General features: G+C 44.0%; 18 protein-coding genes. 11 read left to right on the forward strand and 7 right to left on the reverse strand.

Features of this window, described 5'->3' with window-relative positions:
• Positions 1-206 precede the first annotated feature (206 nt).
• Entirely contained in the window at positions 207-3,005 is a 2,799-nt protein-coding gene (gene polA, locus V7R35_RS07660) for a DNA polymerase I (RefSeq protein WP_334014142.1), read from the reverse strand.
• Between the two features lie 419 nt (positions 3,006-3,424).
• Between polA and elbB the strand changes: the two genes are divergently transcribed.
• On the forward strand, positions 3,425-4,078 hold the full coding sequence (gene elbB / locus V7R35_RS07665; RefSeq protein WP_334014143.1) for an isoprenoid biosynthesis glyoxalase ElbB: 654 nt from the start codon (positions 3,425-3,427) through the stop codon (positions 4,076-4,078).
• Between the two features lie 188 nt (positions 4,079-4,266).
• On the forward strand, positions 4,267-5,718 hold the full coding sequence (locus V7R35_RS07670; protein WP_334014144.1) for a TrkH family potassium uptake protein: 1,452 nt from the start codon (positions 4,267-4,269) through the stop codon (positions 5,716-5,718).
• A 110-nt stretch (positions 5,719-5,828) separates the two neighbouring features.
• On the opposite strand, the gene trkA is transcribed toward V7R35_RS07670, so the two are convergent.
• The 4 genes from trkA to def form a co-directional block, all read right to left on the reverse strand.
• Positions 5,829-7,208, reverse strand: coding sequence for a Trk system potassium transporter TrkA (gene trkA / locus V7R35_RS07675; RefSeq protein WP_334014145.1), 1,380 nt, complete (start codon positions 7,206-7,208; stop codon positions 5,829-5,831).
• A 73-nt stretch (positions 7,209-7,281) separates the two neighbouring features.
• Positions 7,282-8,601, reverse strand: coding sequence for a 16S rRNA (cytosine(967)-C(5))-methyltransferase RsmB (gene rsmB / locus V7R35_RS07680; RefSeq protein ID WP_334014146.1), 1,320 nt, complete (start codon positions 8,599-8,601; stop codon positions 7,282-7,284).
• A complete protein-coding gene (gene fmt, locus V7R35_RS07685) occupies positions 8,598-9,554 on the reverse strand; it encodes a methionyl-tRNA formyltransferase (RefSeq protein ID WP_334014147.1) in 957 nt (318 codons plus the stop codon). The genes rsmB and fmt overlap by 4 nt, the downstream gene beginning before the upstream one ends.
• Positions 9,555-9,562: 8 nt before the next feature.
• Positions 9,563-10,072, reverse strand: coding sequence for a peptide deformylase (gene def / locus V7R35_RS07690; RefSeq protein WP_334014148.1), 510 nt, complete (start codon positions 10,070-10,072; stop codon positions 9,563-9,565).
• A gap of 205 nt (positions 10,073-10,277) precedes the next feature.
• Here def and V7R35_RS07695 point away from each other — a divergent pair, with 205 nt between their 5' ends.
• From V7R35_RS07695 to V7R35_RS07725, 7 genes are all read left to right on the forward strand, one after another.
• Positions 10,278-11,360, forward strand: a complete 1,083-nt coding sequence (locus V7R35_RS07695) for a LysM peptidoglycan-binding domain-containing protein (protein WP_334014149.1) — start codon at positions 10,278-10,280, stop codon at positions 11,358-11,360.
• Positions 11,361-11,411: 51 nt separating this feature from the next.
• On the forward strand, positions 11,412-12,587 hold the full coding sequence (gene dprA / locus V7R35_RS07700) for a DNA-processing protein DprA (protein ID WP_334014150.1): 1,176 nt from the start codon (positions 11,412-11,414) through the stop codon (positions 12,585-12,587).
• A gap of 1 nt (position 12,588) precedes the next feature.
• Positions 12,589-13,065 carry a DUF494 family protein gene (locus V7R35_RS07705; RefSeq protein ID WP_334014151.1) on the forward strand — a complete coding sequence of 159 codons (477 nt, stop codon included), beginning with the start codon at positions 12,589-12,591 and terminating at the stop codon, positions 13,063-13,065.
• 66 nt (positions 13,066-13,131) lie between these two features.
• Positions 13,132-13,674 carry a DNA topoisomerase family protein gene (locus tag V7R35_RS07710; RefSeq protein WP_334014152.1) on the forward strand — a complete coding sequence of 181 codons (543 nt, stop codon included), beginning with the start codon at positions 13,132-13,134 and terminating at the stop codon, positions 13,672-13,674.
• Between the two features lie 22 nt (positions 13,675-13,696).
• Positions 13,697-14,302 carry a Sua5/YciO/YrdC/YwlC family protein gene (locus V7R35_RS07715; RefSeq protein ID WP_334014153.1) on the forward strand — a complete coding sequence of 202 codons (606 nt, stop codon included), beginning with the start codon at positions 13,697-13,699 and terminating at the stop codon, positions 14,300-14,302.
• On the forward strand, positions 14,299-15,231 hold the full coding sequence (gene hemF, locus V7R35_RS07720; protein ID WP_334014154.1) for an oxygen-dependent coproporphyrinogen oxidase: 933 nt from the start codon (positions 14,299-14,301) through the stop codon (positions 15,229-15,231). The genes V7R35_RS07715 and hemF overlap by 4 nt, the downstream gene beginning before the upstream one ends.
• A 176-nt stretch (positions 15,232-15,407) precedes the next feature.
• On the forward strand, positions 15,408-16,082 hold the full coding sequence (locus V7R35_RS07725; RefSeq protein ID WP_334014155.1) for an OmpW family outer membrane protein: 675 nt from the start codon (positions 15,408-15,410) through the stop codon (positions 16,080-16,082).
• 147 nt (positions 16,083-16,229) lie between these two features.
• Here V7R35_RS07725 and V7R35_RS07730 read toward each other — a convergent pair whose 3' ends face one another.
• Positions 16,230-16,661, reverse strand: coding sequence for a group II truncated hemoglobin (locus V7R35_RS07730; RefSeq protein ID WP_334014156.1), 432 nt, complete (start codon positions 16,659-16,661; stop codon positions 16,230-16,232).
• On the opposite strand from V7R35_RS07730, the gene aroE reads away from it, so the two are divergent.
• Complete coding sequence (gene aroE, locus V7R35_RS07735; protein WP_334014157.1) at positions 16,660-17,499, forward strand: shikimate dehydrogenase; 840 nt, start codon at positions 16,660-16,662, stop codon at positions 17,497-17,499. The genes V7R35_RS07730 and aroE overlap by 2 nt on opposite strands.
• Here aroE and V7R35_RS07740 read toward each other — a convergent pair.
• Positions 17,496-18,038, reverse strand: a complete 543-nt coding sequence (locus V7R35_RS07740; RefSeq protein WP_334014158.1) for a gamma carbonic anhydrase family protein — start codon at positions 18,036-18,038, stop codon at positions 17,496-17,498. The genes aroE and V7R35_RS07740 overlap by 4 nt on opposite strands.
• Before the next feature lie 176 nt (positions 18,039-18,214).
• On the opposite strand from V7R35_RS07740, the gene V7R35_RS07745 reads away from it, so the two are divergent.
• Positions 18,215-19,258, forward strand: a complete 1,044-nt coding sequence (locus tag V7R35_RS07745; protein WP_334014159.1) for a UDP-N-acetylglucosamine 2-epimerase — start codon at positions 18,215-18,217, stop codon at positions 19,256-19,258.
• Positions 19,259-19,553: the final 295 nt, after the last annotated feature.

Here is a 19,553-nt window from a genome sequence, read left to right on the forward strand (position 1 = left end):
TGTCGGGGTTAAAGCAAAGGTTTGAAAACAGCTTTCTCACCTCTGTACCCTACATGCGTAATTTTACAACATAGCATGTAAAAGGCAAGAGAGGTTTGTAATTTAATTACCAAATTTAATGGTTTTAGCGTGCTGTTTTACTTAAAGCTGTAATCTAATTACTTAATTTAAATGCCTAAACAAAGTAATTAAGGCACGCTTTTAAATTAATGTGCTTCGTCCCAGTTCTCACCAATACCGGCCTCAACAACTAAAGGCACATTAAGGGTTGCTGCAGTTTCCATTAACGTAGTTATCGTTGCTACGTATTCATCTACCTTGTCTTCTTTTATTTCAAATACAAGCTCATCGTGTACTTGCATCATCATGGTGACATCGTCAGAGGCATTGTTTGCAATCCAGTCGTCTACCTTTATCATCGCCATTTTAATGATGTCAGCCGCGGTACCTTGCATTGGTGCATTTATCGCAGCGCGCTCAGCGCCTTTGCGTCGCGCACCATTGCTTGCTTTTATATCAGGTAAGTATAAACGGCGGCCAAATACGGTTTCTACATAGCCCTTTTCTTTGGCACCTTCACGTGTTGAGTCCATGTATTCTAATACGCCAGGATAGCGTTCAAAATAGAGGTCCATATACTTCTGTGCTTCATTACGAGGAATGTTGAGTTGCTTTGATAGACCAAATGCACTCATGCCGTATATCAAACCAAAGTTGATGGCCTTAGCGCTGCGACGTTGCTCGGTAGTTACGTCATCAAGGTTGACACCAAACACCTCTGCGGCGGTGGCTTTATGGATGTCCTTCCCGTGTGCAAACGCGTCAAGTAACCCTTTATCACCCGATAAATGTGCCATAATTCGAAGCTCAATTTGCGAGTAGTCGGCAGCAACAATTTTATTGCCTTCACGGGGTACAAACGCCTGACGTACACGACGACCCTCTTCGTTTCGAATAGGAATATTTTGTAAATTAGGATCGGTAGATGACAGTCTACCTGTTGCCGTAACCGCTTGATGATATGACGTGTGAACACGACCCGTACGGTGGTTAATCATTTTCGGTAACTTATCGGTATAGGTGTTTTTCAGCTTGGTTAACCCGCGATATTCCATAATTTTTTGAGGAAGAGGGTATTCCAATGCTAACTCTTGTAGCACGTCTTCTGAGGTAGACGGTGCGCCTTTCGGTGTTTTTTTAATGACCGGCAGCGACATTTTCTCGAACAAAATATGCTGAAGCTGTTTTGTAGAGCCCAAATTGAAAGGTTCGCCTGCTTCTTCGTGCACTTCTTTTTCAAGTTCTGCTATACGTGTTGCAAGGTCTTGGCTTTGCTGGCGAAGCTTCTGACTGTCGATAAGTACACCTTGTTGTTCCATACGCGACAGAACACAAGCAAGCGGTACTTCAATATCAATAAGAAGCTGCTTTAATTCATCGATGCCGCTTAGCTTTTCCCAAATTGTTTGGTGTAAGCGCAATGTAATATCAGCGTCTTCAGCTGCATAAGGGCCAGCTTGCTCAAGAGGGATCTGATTAAACGTAAGCTGTTTTGCACCTTTACCAGCAATTTCTTCAAAGTGAATGGTTTTATGACCTAAATAGGCAAGGGCCAATGAATCCATATCGTGTCGTTGAGCCGTGCTATTGAGCACATAACTTTCCAACATGGTGTCAAACCCAATACCGTTTAAGGTAATGTCATAGTTTGCCAGTACATTTTTGTCATATTTAATATGCTGACCGACTTTGATGATGTCATTCGACTCTAAAATAGGCTTTAAGGCACTAAGCACGTCGTCGCGTGAAAGCTGCGTTGGGGCATCTGGATAATCGTGCGCTACTGGCACATATGCCGCTTTACCTGGCTCAATACAAAATGAAACGCCTACTAGTTCGGCGTCCATGTAGTTTAGGCTTGTTGTCTCTGTATCGAATGCAAAAAGCTCTGCTTTTTCAAGTAACGCTACCCACTCTTTAAAACGTGCTTCTTCAAGTACGGTTTCATATTGTGAATGATCTAGCTCAACGGTGGAATTAGAGGAGGCTGCGTCTTTGCCTTCACCGTCATTTGCAGTGGTGTTGCCTGCGCTATCACTTGATGTAGGCGCTTCGCCTGTCAAAAGTGCGCTTACTTCCGCATGCCAACGTTTAAATTCATATTCTGCAAATAAATCGCGCAGTTGCTCGTTATCTGCTTGTTCAGGCGTTAGTGTTTCAACATCGTAGGGCAAGTCAAGGTCGATACTAATGGTTGCAAGTGTATAAGAGAGGCGAGCCTGCTCTTCATATTCTTGCATCTTTGCGGCCATGGTTTTACTGCCTCTAAACGACAGGTCGGCAATTTTATCGAGGTTTTCGTAAATAGCGTCAATACCACCAATACCGTTAAGAAGTGCTTGCGCGCTTTTATCGCCTACACCGGGTACGCCAGGAATGTTATCTACTTTATCGCCTTTAAGTGCTAAGAAATCGATGACCAATTCAGGTGGAATACCAAATTTAGTATTTACGCCTTCAACGTCCATAGCCTGATTAGTCATGGTGTTAATCAACGTCACATGCTGATTTACCAGCTGTGCCATATCCTTATCACCAGTACTAATAACGGTGTCGATGCCTTTTTCTGTGGCGTGTTTGGCAAGTGTGCCTATAACATCGTCGGCCTCAACGCCTGACTCAACAATTACAGGCAAACCCATCGCTTTGATAATGGCGTGAAGCGGCTCAATTTGACTACGAAGTTCGTCCGGCATAGGCGGGCGATTTGCTTTGTACTCTTTATATATATCATCTCGAAATGTTTTGCCCTTAGCATCAAAAATAACCGCCATGTGCGTAGGGTTATATTGCTTGATCAGGCTTTTCAGCATATTCACAACGCCATAAATGGCGCCCGTATCTTGTCCTTTTGAGTTGGTCAACGGCGGTAAGCCGTGAAACGCTCTAAAGAGATAAGATGATCCATCAACTAAGACAAATGGAGGCTTTTTCGAATCAGACATAAAAGGCGGATTTCCGTTATAGATTATGAGCGCAAGAATGCCACAGCCACGCTCAGATCGCCATATTGTGGAAGAACATTAACAGAGTGTGATCAAGGGTGCTGTGTTGTGGATAACTTTGTGATCTAAAGTGTCGCGCACACTGATCCGGATGATCTTTTGCTTTGTAAAGATCATCGCTAGATTCAAGTAAAATAAGGGAATGAGACTAAGGTGTGAAAACAGCGTACCTGCTACAAACCATTCCATGTTTTGTGGATAACTTGGTGAATTTGTTTTTTGGTTTAACCAAGTTGGTGGAATAATGTAGCATAACCATTTGCAAAGTATACACGTATTACTAAGAACTTTTTTTGAACAGTTGGCTGTTTAATAGCCAAAATTTGAATAAGTAGACAGAACAAGGGTTGGAAGACAATATGAAGCAAGTAGCAGTTATTCTAAGCGGTAGTGGTGTTTTTGACGGTGCAGAGCTGCACGAAGCAGTATTAACCTTATTGGCCATTGAATTAGAGGGCGCTACGTACCAATGTTTTGCTCCAGATGTAGAGCAGCTTCACGTGGTTAACCATTTAACTGGTGATGTCGCTGAAGGTGAGTCGCGCAATGTATTGGTTGAGTCAGCGCGCATTGCTCGCGGTGATATAAAGCCGGTTTCTGAGTGTGACGTAAATGCCTTTGATACCCTTATTTTGCCAGGTGGTTTTGGTGCGGCTAAAAACTTATGCACGTTTGCGGTTGACGGTGATGCATGTACTTTTAATGAAGATGTACTTGAAGTATGCCGTGCGTTTGCTTCGGCGAAAAAGCCCGCTGCTTACGCTTGTATAGCACCTGCACTTGCAGCAAAAGTGTATGGCAATAACGTAAAGCTTACTATTGGTAACGACGAGTCTACGGCAAGCGGACTAAATGCGTTGGGTGCAATGCACGTAAACTGTAATGTAGATGAAGTCGTTATCGACAACGAAGCGAAGTTGGTTACTACACCTGCTTACATGTTGGCGCAGTCAATTACAGAAGCACATAGAAGCATAAGCAAAATGGTAAAAACCGTGCTGAGTATGAAGTAGAACTGTATTTAGTTAGATGTTTAGGCATTGCGAATTGATAGGGGGAAACAAAGGTTTCCCCTTATTGTTTAACGTCCTATAATCAAAGCCTTGTTACTGAGAACATGACGTTTCCCTTACAGTACACAGTGAATAACGTCGCGCTTTTCATCTTATCGCCACTAATAAAAATAAAGGCATAATACACTATGCACTACCGTGCCATCATACGAATACTGGGGCTTCTTATTGCGCTATTCAGCGTTACTATGATCCCGCCTGCAATTGTGTCGTTGATATATCAAGACGGTAGTGGTCTACCTTTTACTTTGGCATTCATAATCTGTGTGCTAGGTGGTATGGCGCTATGGTATCCAAACCGTCAGCAAAAGAACGATTTACGCGCTAGAGAAGGCTTTTTAATTGTGGCGCTTTTCTGGTCTGTACTGGCAAGTGTAGGTGCCATTCCTTTGATACTGTTGGAACAGCCCAGTATGACAGTTACAGATGCGTTCTTTGAGTCGTTCTCTGGTTTAACCACAACTGGTGCGACAGTAATAGAAGGTATCGATTTTCTTCCGCATTCTGTGCAGTTTTATCGCCAGCAGCTGCAGTGGCTTGGCGGTATGGGTATCATCGTTCTCGCCGTTGCTATTTTACCTATCCTTGGAGTTGGTGGTATGCAGCTCTATCGCGCAGAAACACCGGGTCCGGTAAAAGACAACAAGATGACGCCGCGTATTGCCGATACAGCAAAGCATCTTTGGTATATTTATTTATCTATTACTATTGCTTGTGCTGCGTCTTATTGGTTAGCAGGTATGAATGTGTTCGACGCTATTTGTCATTCATTTTCTACTGTTGCAATAGGTGGTTTCTCGAACCACGACGCAAGCTTAGGTTATTTTAATAGCCCTATGGTAAACATTGTTTGTACGGTATTTTTGCTAATCGCGGCGTTAAATTTTTCCCTACATTACGCGGCGGTAAGCTCACGTTCAGTGCGTGGTTACTTTAAAGATCCAGAATTTAAAGCATTCTTTATAATTCAAGCATTTTTAATAGGTATTTGTTTCTTCGTACTTACACTGTCTGGCTACTACAGTTCTGCTGAGCAGGCGTTAGATCAGGCAATGATTCAAGCTGTGTCTATCAGCACTACCGCAGGATTTGCTACTACAGACTTTTCAGTGTGGCCAACGTTTCTGCCAATTCTGCTTATTTTTTCTAGTTTTATTGGCGGTTGTGCAAGCTCAACGGGTGGAGGCCTTAAAGTAGTCAGGGTGTGCTTATTGTTCCTTCAAGGTAAACGTGAAGTAGACCGTCTAATTCATCCCAAAGCGGTATACAGCGTAAAGTTTGGCGACCGCGCTATGCCAGACAAAGTTGTCGAGGCTGTATGGGGCTTCTTTTCTGCATACGCCGTAGTGTTTGTCATAATTATGATAGGACTCATTGCGACAGGACTTGATAACCTAAGTGCATTTACTGCAACCACCGCCATGTTAAATAACTTGGGGCCGGGTTTAGGGAGTGTGGCCGCAAACTATGCTGATGTAACAGACGCAGGAAAATGGATTTTAGTAGTGGCGATGGTATTTGGTCGTCTTGAAGTGTTTTCACTTCTTGTGCTGTTTTCACCAACATTCTGGCGTAGCTAAAGCGTCTAGATAACCTGATATCCAACTAGCAAAAAGCCGAGTAACTAGAAACAGTTTCTCGGCTTTTTCATTTTGTTTTTTTGGCTTTTCTCTTAACGCGAGTTGTTAGGCTAGCCGAAGAAAAATGCACTTGGCTGGAAAAGCTTCTCTACGTCATTGATGTATTTCTTGTCGACAAGGAACAAAATAACGTGGTCGTTGGCTTCAACTTTGGTGTCGCTGTGAGCAATAATAACTTGGTCGTCTCGCACTATGGCGCCTATGGTGGTGCCCGGAGGTAGCTTTATATCACCAATTTGTTTGCCCACTACCTTTGACGTGTTTTCATCGCCGTGTGCAATAGCTTCAATGGCTTCTGCTGCGCCTCGGCGTAGTGAGTACACATTCACAATATCGCCGCGCCTTACATGCGTTAACAATGCCGAGATTGTGGCTTGCTGTGGAGAGAATGCAATATCAATTTCGCCACCTTGCACAAGGTCAACATAGGCACTGCGTTGTATCAGTACCATGGCTTTTTGTGCGCCCATTCGCTTGGCCAGCATGGCAGACATAATATTGGCTTCATCGTCGTTGGTAACGGCAATAAAGGCATCTACCTGTTCAACATTTTCTTCACTTAAAAGCTCTGGATCTGATGCGTCGCCACTGAACACTATGGTTTTATCTAAGTGTGCAGATAAGTACTTAGCGCGCTCAGGACTAAACTCAATCAGCTTTACATTGTGATTATGTTCTAGCTTTTTGGCGAGACCTGCACCTATAAGGCCACCGCCTGCAATCATAATGCGCTTATAGCTAGATTCTAGCTTCTGCAGTTCGCTCATTACTGCTCGAATGTGCTTTGTTGCCGCAATAAAGAATACTTCGTCGTCGGCTTCAATCACTGTTGTACCAAGTGGACGAATAGGGCGGCCACGTCGATATATCGCAGCTACACGCGTTTCAACGTTTGGCATATGATCTTTAAGTGCAGACAGAGCATGCCCAACAAGTAATCCGCCGTAGTAGGCTTTTACCGCTACTAAACTGGCTTTTCCATCGGCGAATTCCACTACCTGAAGTGCGCCGGGATAGTCAATTAAGCGCTTGATGGCTTTGGTCACAAGCTGTTCTGGCGCAATAATGTGGTCTACTGGAATATCTTGCTGCTTGTAAAGCTGTTCTTGGTAAATGATGTACTGTTCTGAACGAACGCGGGCAATTTTAGTAGGCGTTTTGAATAGGCTGTATGCAACCTGACACGCCAACATATTACTTTCATCACTATTGGTTACAGCAATTAGCATGTCGGCATCTTCCGCACCTGCTTTGCGTAACACATCAGGGTGCGAACCTACGCCGGTAACTACCTGTAAATCAAGTCGGTCTTGCAGGGAACGAAGAATCGTAGGATCGGAGTCAATAACGGTAATTTCGTTATTTTCGCCGACCAAATTTTCTGCAAGTGTTCCGCCTACTTGGCCTGCACCCAAAATGATGATTTTCATCGTTATTACTTTGCCTTGCTAACTGTATGTGATGACAATTATGCAACCGTTACTGCGTTAAAATAAGTAAGGGTTATTGGCTCGACTTTACCAGCCTCGCATAATAGAAACCATCCATTTGTTGTTCACCGGGAAGAATTTGTCTACCAGGCCTTTCACTCGTTTCTGTTTTTGTCACGGGCGATAACTGCGCGTCAGGTGTCTGCGCCAAAAACTGCTGAATTTGTTGCGTGTTTTCTTGTGGAAGAATAGAGCAGGTGGCGTAGAGCATTGTGCCGCCGGGCTTTAACAATGCCCAAAGCGTATCTAAAATTTGGCGCTGCAACGCGGCAAGGTTGTCTATGTCGCTTGATTTACGAAGCCAGCGTATATCGGGGTGCCTTCTAATAACACCTGTTGCGGAGCAGGGGGCATCTAGCAATATACGGTCAAACAATTCACCGTCCCACCATGTATCCGGTGCTGTTGCATCACCTTGCTTAATGTCTACCGTATGCTGCAGGCGAGTCATGTTTTCTTCCACTCGCTTTAGACGTGTAGCATCTGCATCAAGGGCAAGTAAATAGCCAACGTCAGGCGTATTTTCAGCAATATGACCGGTTTTACCACCTGGTGCGGCACAGCAATCTAAAATGCGCTCTCCCGCTTTTACTTGTAAATAATGTGCAGCAAGTTGGGCTGCACCATCTTGAACAGCAAAGTGGCCATCGTCAAAGCCAGGAAGCGCCGTAATGTCTTCGCGCTTTTGCAAAATAACGGCGTCGCCGTGTTCTTCACTTGTTGTGTATGCAACATTTATATTATCAAGCGCAGCAGTGAACGCGGTTAACGATGTTTTTTGTTTGTTTACGCGAAGCCAAATAGGTGCCATTGCATTCGTTGCTTCACGCACGCGGCTGGCGTCTTCGCCATAGGCATTTTCAATAGCTTTAAATAACCACTTAGGTAGCCCGCTTTCAATTATGGGGTTCTCGATAGGTTTATCGCCAAGGCTTTCACGCTGAAAATTACGTAGAACTGCGTTTACCAAACCCTTAAGACTCGTTGCGCCTAAATACGATGCAGCGGCAACCGTCTCACCTACAGCAGCATGGCTACTAACACGTGAATAGTGAAGTTGATAAAGTCCCAGAAGAATAAGGTGCTCTACCACTTTCTTGTTGCCTTTCAGCGGTCTATCAAGCAGACCTCGAAGCCAATGTTGTAGTATGGGCAGACGACGCATAACACCAAGAGACATCTCCTGAAGCCATGCATTGTCGCGTACATTGTGTCGACGCTGAACACGCTCTAAGCATTCTCTTGAAGACTTACCATGCTCTAAAATTTGATAGATAACCCATGCACAGTCCGCGCGCAGGTTCTTTTGTTTTGGAAGTGGGATAGGCTTCACAGAGACTCTTCTTGAGATAAATTGCGACCAATTTCAAACCATGACTGGCGCGCATTAATTACATCTGCGGTTGGTAATGCCTTTTTACCAGGTATTTGCAAAGACGTAATACACAGGGCTTCGTTGCCTGTTGCTATTGTAATGCCTTCCTTGTTGGCACTTAGAACCGTACCTGGCGCAGCCGCTTTTTCTGCTTTAACAACACGGGCAGACCATACTTTTACGTTCTGATCTTCTACTTTCATCCATGCCACTGGCCAAGGATTAAAAGCTCGTATATTGCGCTCAATTTGAGCAGCATCGTGGTGCCAGTTAATCAACGCCTCTTCTTTTGACAACTTCTTAGCATACGTTGCTTGTGTATCATCTTGTTTTACTGGCGTGTAGCTTTCGAAGCTATCAACTACCTCTACCAATGCTTTTGGCCCAAGCTCGGCGAGTTTATCGTACATGGTAGCGCTGGTGTCTGAAGACGCTACGGGAAGCTTAGCGATATGTAGCATATCGCCGGTATCTAACCCTTCGTCCATTTGCATAATGGTAACGCCTGTTTCTGCATCACCTGCCCAAATAGCGCGCTGTATAGGCGCAGCACCGCGCCATTTAGGCAGTATGGAGCCATGCACATTAATACAACCTAGCTTAGGTGCATCAAGTATCACTTTTGGCAACAATAAGCCGTAAGCCACTACCACCATGAGGTCGGCGTTCAATGAAGAAAGCCTTTTCTGAGCGTCTTCGCTTTTAAGTGACGACGGTTGAAATACGTCTATAGCATGCTCTTCTGCTAATACTTTTACCGGGCTTGCTGTGAGTTTCTTACCACGTCCGGCAGGGCGGTCTGGTTGCGTGTAAACCGCAACAACGTCATGCTGACTGTCGATAAGTGCAGATAAGTGCTTAGCAGCGAAATCCGGAGTACCGGCAAAAATTATTTTCAATGGTGATGTCACAAATTGTCCTATGCTTTCGCTGCTAGTCGCGCTTCTTTTTCAAGCTTCTTGCGAATTCGCTGGCGCTTCAGAGGTGATAGATAATCGATGAAAAGCTTGCCTTTTAAGTGGTCAAGCTCGTGTTGGATACAAATAGCCAGTAGACCGTCTGCTTCCAGCTCGAATGTTTCACCGTTTTGGTCAAGTGCTTTTACCGTAATAGATTCAGCCCGCTCTACTTTTGCATAATTGCCAGGTACAGATAAACAGCCTTCCTCGCTAATGGTCATACCATCTTTACGAGTAATTTCAGGGTTTATAAACACACGAGGTTCGTTTTGGTCTTCTGATACGTCCATAACAACGACTTGTACGTGGCGATTTACCTGTGTAGCGGCAAGGCCAATACCATTTTCATCCTTCATGGTTTCGAACATATCCGATACCAATTGTTTGATTTCGTCGTTAACTTCTTCGACCGGTTTAGCTACCGTGCGAAGTCGTTCATCAGGAAAACTTAATACGTCTAATATTGCCATGTCTCGCTTACTTCACCTATTGCTGTATAAATTCATATACGATCTAATTGCCAGCACACTTTACAGTGCTTATTAAGTTACTATTCTAACGTATATCACGGCTTTCGTGCAGTTTTTTGCCAAAGCCCTATTAGTATAGTGATTTAGGTCGATATAGTGTTATTGTCTGAAAAAGCAACAATAAGCGACAGTGAATAATTTGCGGGTGATTAATTTGAAAAAGCGATTAAGTAAAATAGTTCAAATAGCAGCGTTAACCTTTTGTGCGCTAGTTACTTTACCTGCACTCGCCTTGCAACTTAAAGAAGGTGCGCCCAAAACATACACGGTGAAACGTGGCGATACCTTATGGGGCATTGCCAACGTGTTTCTAAACGAGCCTTGGCTTTGGCCTGAACTGTGGCGCACCAACACACAAATTAACAACCCTCACCTTATTTACCCGGGTGACATCATTACTGTTGGATACGAGGATGGGCAGCCGGTGTTAATCGTCAAGCGAGAAAAGCTTGCAATGACACTATCACCTGAAACAAATAAACGCATAAAGCCAGCACCCATCGATTTACTTGCTTGGGAGGCAATAGCGCCATTTATAAAGCAGCACACATTCGTTGATGAAGACAGATATAACATGCTGCCCAAAGTGCTCGGTAATCAAGACGGTAACATACGCTTTGCCTCAGACGACTTTGTATTAGGTCAACAGCAATTCAGTGCCAACGATCAGTATCGTGTAGTGCGGAAGCACGCTACCATCGAAAGTCTTCAAGGTGAGACATTAGGTATACAAGTCACGCACGTATCTACCGCATCAGTCATTCCAGAAGGAAATACTGATGACACTATGCTGCTGTTTATCGATGATGCTTACCAAGAGGCTAAGCGCGGCGATAAGCTGTTGGAAGGTGGGTTTGAAAACCCCGATAGCATTGAACTAGTTGCAGCAACCTCGCAGCGTGGTGCAGTAGTGGGCGATTTGCATGACCATGATTTACTGGGTAAATACGACGTGGTTATTCTTGATTTAGGGAATATGGACGTTAAGCCCGGAACGGTAATGGGGTTATATGTTCAAGGCCCTGCAATTGTAGATGACGAAACCCCTCGCTATGTCGATGAACCGGGTGCTAATAGCGGTGGCGAATGGTTTATCGACACGTTAACTCAACCTGCAATGAAAGTAGGTGAAGTTATCGTGTTTAAAACGTTTGATAACGTTAGTTATGGCTTAATTACCCGTGCAAGCAAAAGCATAAAACGCGGCTTTATCGTCGCCAAGCCTTAGCTAACCCCACTAAGCTATTTTTAATCTGCCGCTTAACATTAAGGAGCGGCAGTGTCTCAACATTCTCTTCAAGCACAATTAAAAACACTCTCACGGGCAAAGTCGCAACAAATAAACGCAAAAGCAGCGTCTTCATTAACGCAATTTGAGCTTGCGTATCTTCGTATGGCTTCGGCACAGGGCATTGCTAGCAAACACTGGCTAGAACTACTTTTACGTACAACACTTTCCCCGCATGAGCTACTCACAGCCGAAAATGACTTACACGCTGCCGATATTGATAAATTAAAAACGCAAACTTCAGACAAACTTACGTCTTTAGCCATTGCGTGGGAAAGGGAATGCGCAAATCATCATATTGTTTCGTACGACTCATCAAACTACCCCTGTTCGTTGAAGCAGCTCGACTCTCCGCCGCTAGTGCTGTTCGTGGTGGGAGAACCACAGTGCTTAATTAAACCTCAAGTGGCTGTTGTAGGCAGCAGACGTGCAAGTTTACAAGGTAAGCAAATAGCAAAAACTCTAGCCAGTGACCTGTCGAACAATGGCATTACGGTAACCAGTGGTTTAGCTATGGGCATAGACAGTGCCGCACATCAAGGTGGGTTAGTAAATACAGGCAAAACAGTTGCGGTAATGGGTACAGGGCCCGACATTGTTTATCCTGCCAAGAACAAGCCATTATTCGATGCTATTGTTAGTGGAAAAGGAGCTTGCATCACTGAATTCTTTCCCGGCCAAGGACCGAAACCCTGGCACTTTCCAAGGCGAAATAGAATTATTGCAGCATTAACGTTAGGCACTTTGGTTGTAGAAGCGAAAATTAAGAGTGGCACCTTGATTACTGCCAATTTGGCCGCAGATCTAGGGAGAGAAGTGTTTGCGGTGCCGGGAAATATTTACCACGAACACGCACAAGGTTGCCATTGGTTAATCCAACAGGGTGCTAAACTAGTAACCAACGTGAACGACATTATTGATGAAATAGATGTTGAGCCTTTACAGCTAGGCATTCCCGTTGACATTGAAAACGAAAAAAGTGAAGTGAATAGCTTGGCAACTGATAAATTATTAGCTAGTGTGGATTATGACATCACCGCTATTGATGTTATAGCCCAGCGCAATGCCGTTACTGTGTCAGATGTAATGGCGTCATTATTAGAATATGAATTGCGTGGTTTAGTGGCCGCTGTCCCTGGTGGCTACATTAAATTGAGGGGAAAATAAAATGTTCGATATCCTCATGTATCTGTTCGAAAACTTCATCCACAGTGAGACTGAGATCCGCGTAGACCAAGACGAGCTTACAGAAGAGTTGGTTCGCGCAGGCTTTCATCATGATGAAATATACAAAGCCCTCGCATGGTTAGAAAAACTTGCCGCGCTGCAAGAAACCGACATTAAGCCGTATTTTTGTAGAGGCATTAGTACTGGTTTAAGTCGTATTTATACGCATGAAGAGCAAATGCGCCTTGATGTAGAATGTCGTGGTTTTTTGATGTTCTTAGAGCAAGTTAATGTGCTTGATGCATCTACCAGAGAGATGGTTATTGACCGCGTAATGGAAATTGATTCCAATGAATTCTGCTTAGAAGATTTGAAGTGGGTAGTATTGATGGTGCTGTTTAACGTACCAGGTAAAGAAAATGCTTACGCTCAAATGGAAGACCTACTGTTCGAAGAGCCAGATGGTGCACTTCATTAATGCGTGTTTTACTCAGCACTAACTGCTTTATACGCACTGCCAAAGTGCAGTGCGTGATCGTATGCCATGTCTAAAATAGACCACTCGTTATTTTCAGCAAACGAGCATGCCTTAGAAGATAACTTCGGCGATTGTCCAGAATGTGGCAAAGCCGTTCATATTAAAAACAGTAAATCTGGTCCTTTTCTAGGTTGTACTGGTTATCCAGAATGTAGCTTCAGTAAACCGCTACACGACAAACAAACGACATTACTTAAAACACTTGATGGCGTTTCTTGCCCAGAATGCAGTTCAGAATTAGCAATAAAGAAAGGCCGGTTTGGTATGTTCATCGGTTGTACCAACTTCCCCGATTGCCACTACATTGCGCCTATCAAACAGCAAGAAGAAACCTCCGTTGATTGTCCGAAATGTAAAAAAGGACAGCTGATTTCGCGCACCAACAAATACGGTAAACAGTTTTTTGCATGTAACCATTATCCGAAGTGTCGTTATGTGCTAAATTTCACCCCAGTCAACGAAGCATGTCCAGCATGCGGGTGGGCAGTGCTTATCGATAAAAAAGGGCAGCTGCAATGCCCACAGCCAGCGTGCGGTTATAAGAAATAAACCTTGTTTTAGAGAATGAAAAATGTCTGATTTTCAAAATGGGGACGTGAATACGTTTAATCCTGTTGAAGCCAACGTTACAGAAAAAGATCCTATTGTAAGTGCATTTGAGGAAGGTAAGTTGTTGGTGTATCCCACCGAAGCGGTTATGGGCATAGGATGTGATCCAGATAACGAAGCGGCAGTGCATGCCCTATTAGAAGTGAAACAGCGCCCAGTAGAAAAAGGCGTCATTCTTATTGCTGCCAACTACAGTCAACTCTTACCTTATGTTGATGACAATGCTATTCGTCCAGACCGTCGTACCGACATTTTTTCTAGCTGGCCTGGGCCAAATACGTGGCTATTACCTAAATCTTCTTCTGCGCCAAGTTGGATTTCAGGGAAGCACCCGAAAATTGCGGTTCGAGTAACTAACCATCCGGTGGTGGTAGAATTGTGCAACAAGCTTGGTAAGCCGCTAGTGTCAACAAGTGCCAATTTAACAGGTCAACCGCCGGCAATAACCATTGATGAAGCAAAGGCTGTTTTTGCCGATTCAGTTGTGTATGTTGATGGTGAAGTAGGTGGAGCAACAAAACCGAGTACCATTCGCGATGGCGATACTGCCGAGGTAATAAGAGCATGATAGGGTCTACGCAACTTGATGGGAAAGATGCAGCAGAAGTTATCGAACAAGTAAAATCATACCTTCTCAATCTGCAGGATACCATCTGTCAAACGTTGGAGTTAGCCGATGGTAAAGGCCAATTTGTCGAAGACAGTTGGCAGCGAGAAGAGGGCGGTGGAGGCCGTTCACGCGTGCTCAAAAACGGTGCTGTTATTGAGCAAGGTGGCGTAAACTTTTCACACGTATTTGGCAGTCAGATGCCGGCCTCGGCTACTGCCAATCGGCCTGAATTAGCAGGCAGAAACTTTCAAGCTATGGGCGTGTCGCTGGTTATACATCCTCACAACCCTTACATTCCTACATCACATGCTAATGTTCGCTTTTTCATTGCAGAGAAAGAAGGCGAAGCGCCTATTTGGTGGTTCGGTGGTGGTTTCGATTTAACGCCTTTCTATCCGTTTAAGGACGACGTAATACATTGGCATGATACAGCGAAGAAGCTGTGTAAGCCTTATGGTGAAAATGTATACGCTAAGTACAAGAAATGGTGCGATGACTATTTTTACCTTAAGCATCGTAACGAGACCCGCGGTGTTGGTGGTTTATTTTTCGACGATCTAAACGAGTGGGGTTTTGATACTTCGTTTGCTTTCATGCAGGCGGTAGGCAATGGTTACATCGATGCCTATGTACCTATTATGGAGCGTCGTAAACAAGTGCCATATGGCGAACGAGAGAGAGATTTTCAGCTTTATCGTCGTGGTCGCTACGTTGAATTTAACTTGGTCTTCGACCGTGGAACCTTATTCGGTCTTCAAACGGGTGGCCGCACTGAATCTATCTTGATGTCTATGCCGCCGCTTGCGAGGTGGGAGTATTGTTATACGCCTGCACCTGGTAGTGCCGAGGCGAAGCTTGTTGACTGGCTTAAGCCCACCGATTGGTAATTAATGCCATAATATAAAGCGCCGCTACATCCATAGCGGCGCGTGATTTTGATCTACATCAATACACATATCTACCAAGGTTTTCGTTACCTAATAAACTTGCGCTGGATCAACATCTTCTTTTTCTAAATACGTACAGTGGCCTCATTGAAGTAAATCACTTATGAGAGCACATTATGCGTACATCAACTCTTTCAACAATTTGTCTAGCGCTAGCAGCGCTTTCTCCAGCGGTTCACGCGCATCAACAAGGCGACTGGTTAGTTCGTGGCGGTCTAACAACAGTAGCGCCGGATGAATCTTCATCAAATATTGTTGCTGGTGGCTCGGACTTAGGCGTAGCGCTTACAATCGGTAATGATACTCAGCTAGGAATTAACGTCGCTTATTTCATTACAGACAATATCAATATAGAGCTTCTAGCTGCCACACCGTTTAAACACGATGTGTCTTTTTCAGTACCAGACCCATTAGGTACTGGCAATCAGTTAGGTGAAGTAACACACCTTCCACCAACGCTTACTGCCAACTATTACTTTAATGATGCAGCCTCATCGTTCCAGCCCTACATTGGCGCAGGTATCAATTACACCTTTATTTATGATGAGAAATTTACTGATGCTAACGAAACTGCGGGCTTAAGTGACTTGTCGTTAGATAATTCTTTTGGTTTATCTGCTCAAGTAGGAATGGACTATCACATAGATGAAACGTGGCATGTGAATGCGTCGGTGCGCTTCATTGATATAGATACAGACGCCACTTTTAAAGTGGGCGATGCCGAAGGCAAAGTGGGTGAAATAGAAATAGACCCATGGGTTTATACGTTATCTGTGGGCTATACATTTTAATGCCGCTTATTGTACCGCTATATAGTAGGGCCTCTTTTTTTATAGCGATACCTTGTTGAAATTATTGCACTACTTATGCGCCATTAAGAGCGTTTAGAGTAACAGGGGGTTGCGTGCGATTGGCTTTTTGCTGATTCGCACGCTTTTTTATTTTGTGTTTATCATATGTTCGGCAAGTTGATCTAGCGCCGTCAGAAGCTTTTGCGCTAATGCTAAATCGTCTACGGTTTTAAACATTGCTTTTCGCATGCAGTACATCCACTGGTCTTTAAGTTCTGGTGAGACAGTGAATGGCAAGTGGCGCGCACGAAGGCGAGGGTGGCCGAACTGCTGTTGAAAATCATCTGGTCCGCCAAGCCACATCGTCAAATACAAGAAGAATACATGTCTTATTCTATCTAATGGTTGCGGGTGTATTGCCAGCAGTTCAGCTGCTAACGGATCGGTTTCCATAATATCATAGAACGAATTTGCCAATTCTCGCACTTTCATCTCTCCGCCAATTCGATAGTATGGCGTATTGTGTGAGGCGCTTTCTTCGCTTTTCTTTTTACCTTTAAATAAATCGCGTATACCCATGAAAAAATTCGCTGTATTTGGTAATCCTATTGCCCAGAGTTTATCACCAACTATCCATGAAATGTTTGCAGAACAAGTGGGAGAAAAGATTTCTTATGAAAAGATACTTGCGCCAGTAGACGGTTTTGTAGATGCCGCCAACGCGTTTTTAGCTCAGGAAGGCGCTGTAGGTTGTAACGTCACCATGCCTTTTAAGCTTGATGCATTCAACTTGGCAAAGGTAGATGACCAAGCAGCCAAAGATGCACAAGCTGTTAATACGCTAATGAATGGTGACAGCGGTGAAGTGTGGGGATACAACACTGATGGTGTTGGGCTGGTAAACGATCTGCTTAACAGTGGTGTGGAAATTAAGGGTAAGCGCGTGTTGCTTATTGGTGCCGGCGGCGCAGCCCGTGGCGTAATCTCCCCGTTATTAAAAGCAGGGGCCGCCTCTTTAATCATCACCAATAGAACCAAAGCGAAAGCAGAGGAAGTGGCAAGTGCCGCTTCAAACGCTAAAGTGCAGGTGGTTGCGCTTGAAGATATCGCAGATGTTGGGCCTCATATTATTATTAATTCAACAGCCGCCAGTTTAAGCAATGAATTGCCGTGTAGTTTAGAAGATGGTGTTTTGAATAACTGTGACGTGGTTTACGACATGGTTTATAAAAACTCGCCCACGCGTTTTATGAGGGATGCGGCCGAACTTGGCGTCAAAACCCAAATAGATGGATTAGGGATGCTGGTTGAGCAAGCTGCCGAGGCTTTTTATATATGGACTAAAAAGCGCCCCGATACGTCAGATATAGTGAAGCGCGTAAGGGAAATCGTTACACAAAAAGAGAAGCGAAACTAGTTCGCTTCTTCTAGATACTCGTCTTTTAATACAACATAGTTCACAGCCGACTGTTTAAGAAAAGCCAGTTCGCTTTCTTTTAAAAGCCTTTTCTTTTGCATTGGGTTACCGACATATAAGTAGCCACTCTCAAGGCGCTTGTTTGGCGGAACCAATGTACCTGCTCCAATAAACACATCGTCTTCAACAACGACTCCATCCATAATGATAGCGCCCATGCCTACCAAAATGCGGTCACCTAACTGGCAGCCATGAAGCATACATTTATGCCCAACGGTAACGTCTTCGCCGATTATAAGAGGAAAGCCCTCGGGGTTTTGTGACGATTTTCTCGTTACATGTAAAACACTCCCGTCTTGAACGTTAGAGCGAGCACCAATACGAATTTTATTTACGTCGCCGCGAGCTGCTACTAAGGGCCATATACTCGCATCGTCTCCTAAAACCACATCGCCCACAATTCTCGCCGAGCCGTCAACATAGACATTCTTTCCCAACGTAGGAGATATACCTTTAAAACTGTTTATAGGTTGTGCCATAAAACTCTCTTTTAACGAAATTATGCAGGCTATGGTAAGCCCTTTTTCAATAAATGCATAAAACACTGTAACACTTGATGGTTAATCTAGTTATTGATGGCGGACTTCAATCTTTTAAAGTGACAATGCTGATATACTATCGTCAAAAATTAAAAAGCTACTTCTACGGAGAGTCCATGTCAAAGCGCTACGTACTATTTGCTGCACTGCCATATTCCTATTCAATTTTGCGACCTATCCAATCTGAGATCAGAAAGCGTGGAGGGGAAGTAGCGTGGTATCTAGAACCTAGTTGTGAAGATTTGCTGCTTGAGGATGAAAGAAGATTAGCAACCGTTGAAGAGCTTGTCGAATTCAATCCCGATGCAACATTGACACCTGGTAACTATATCTATCATTTTATTCCTGGTATTAAAGTAGGCGTTTTTCACGGTTACTTTATTGGTAAGCGCGGTGAACAGACTTACCAAGAAGATTCACATTTCCGCATTCGCGGGTGGTTTGACCTAATCTGTACACAAGGGCCAAGCAGTACAGCACCTTATAAAATATTAGAAGAACAGCATGGTAGCTTTAAGGCTTATGAGACAGGATGGTGTAAAGTCGACACCTATGTAAAAGGAAAGCGCCCGCCGGTAACAAACCCTCCGACAATACTTTATGGAACCACATTTACCAAAGGGATTAGTTCGGCTGAACAGGTATTTTCGACTATCGAGAAATTAGCTAAAGAACGAGAATGGAACTGGATCCTTACATTTCACCCTAAATTGCACGGTTCTGACATTGTGGAACGCTATAAACAATTAGCAGCATCCATGGATAACGTTAAATATTTACACACCGTTGATTTAGACAGTGTGAACGAAGCCAGTGTGCTGCTTTGCGACAGCTCATCCATCATCTTAGAATTTATGATGCAAGAAAAGCCCGTGGTGACCTTCCGAAATACAAATCCAGGCCCTCATCTCATCGATGTAACAGAGGCAGATAAAATTGAAGAGGCGATTGATTATGCGCTTACGAAGCCGTCTAAAGTAATTGATGAAATAAATGCATATGTAGATCACCACGAAAAATATCGCGATGGTCATAATAGCGAACGCGTTCTTGATGCTATCGATGACTTTATTCTTAACTATAAAGGAAAGCTAAAGCCGCATAAGCCAGGAATATGGCGCAAATTCCAGATGAGAAAGAAGACGGGATACTGGAAATAGGGCGTTTTTGCTGAATAAACGAGCGTTCAAAACAAATATGACACTTTTTTTAAAATAAGTGTTGACGTGAGCGCTCATTTCCCTAAAATGCGCATCCGCTTCGGGGGGAAAGCAAAACAGCTAACCAAACGAAGTGAGTCTCTACTACCTATATAGGCCAGTAAAGACGGGAGTTTAAAAGAAACACTTTCGAAAATAAATTTTCAAAAAGTGTTGACACTGAAAACTTCCAGCGTATAATGCGCACCTCACTCGAACAGGGTGAGTCACTAAGAAGCAACGGCTTCAAGTGAAT

This window comes from Alteromonas sp. S167 (assembly GCF_036864375.1).
In the GTDB taxonomy this organism is placed as follows: domain Bacteria; phylum Pseudomonadota; class Gammaproteobacteria; order Enterobacterales; family Alteromonadaceae; genus Alteromonas.

Excerpts from the sequence above, each read along its gene's own strand:
- polA (WP_334014142.1), bottom strand. The coding sequence starts at position 3,005 with ATGTCTGATTCGAAAAAGCCTCCATTTGTCTTAGTTGATGGATCATCT.
- V7R35_RS07715 (WP_334014153.1), top strand. The coding sequence starts at position 13,697 with ATGTCTGATTTTCAAAATGGGGACGTGAATACGTTTAATCCTGTTGAA.
- def (WP_334014148.1), bottom strand. The coding sequence starts at position 10,072 with ATGGCAATATTAGACGTATTAAGTTTTCCTGATGAACGACTTCGCACG.
- elbB (WP_334014143.1), top strand. The coding sequence starts at position 3,425 with ATGAAGCAAGTAGCAGTTATTCTAAGCGGTAGTGGTGTTTTTGACGGT.
- V7R35_RS07670 (WP_334014144.1), top strand. The coding sequence starts at position 4,267 with ATGCACTACCGTGCCATCATACGAATACTGGGGCTTCTTATTGCGCTA.
- V7R35_RS07710 (WP_334014152.1), top strand. The coding sequence starts at position 13,132 with ATGTCTAAAATAGACCACTCGTTATTTTCAGCAAACGAGCATGCCTTA.
- V7R35_RS07740 (WP_334014158.1), bottom strand. The coding sequence starts at position 18,038 with ATGGCACAACCTATAAACAGTTTTAAAGGTATATCTCCTACGTTGGGA.
- V7R35_RS07745 (WP_334014159.1), top strand. The coding sequence starts at position 18,215 with ATGTCAAAGCGCTACGTACTATTTGCTGCACTGCCATATTCCTATTCA.
- aroE (WP_334014157.1), top strand. The coding sequence starts at position 16,660 with ATGAAAAAATTCGCTGTATTTGGTAATCCTATTGCCCAGAGTTTATCA.
- V7R35_RS07705 (WP_334014151.1), top strand. The coding sequence starts at position 12,589 with ATGTTCGATATCCTCATGTATCTGTTCGAAAACTTCATCCACAGTGAG.
- hemF (WP_334014154.1), top strand. The coding sequence starts at position 14,299 with ATGATAGGGTCTACGCAACTTGATGGGAAAGATGCAGCAGAAGTTATC.
- V7R35_RS07730 (WP_334014156.1), bottom strand. The coding sequence starts at position 16,661 with ATGGGTATACGCGATTTATTTAAAGGTAAAAAGAAAAGCGAAGAAAGC.
- trkA (WP_334014145.1), bottom strand. The coding sequence starts at position 7,208 with ATGAAAATCATCATTTTGGGTGCAGGCCAAGTAGGCGGAACACTTGCA.
- V7R35_RS07725 (WP_334014155.1), top strand. The coding sequence starts at position 15,408 with ATGCGTACATCAACTCTTTCAACAATTTGTCTAGCGCTAGCAGCGCTT.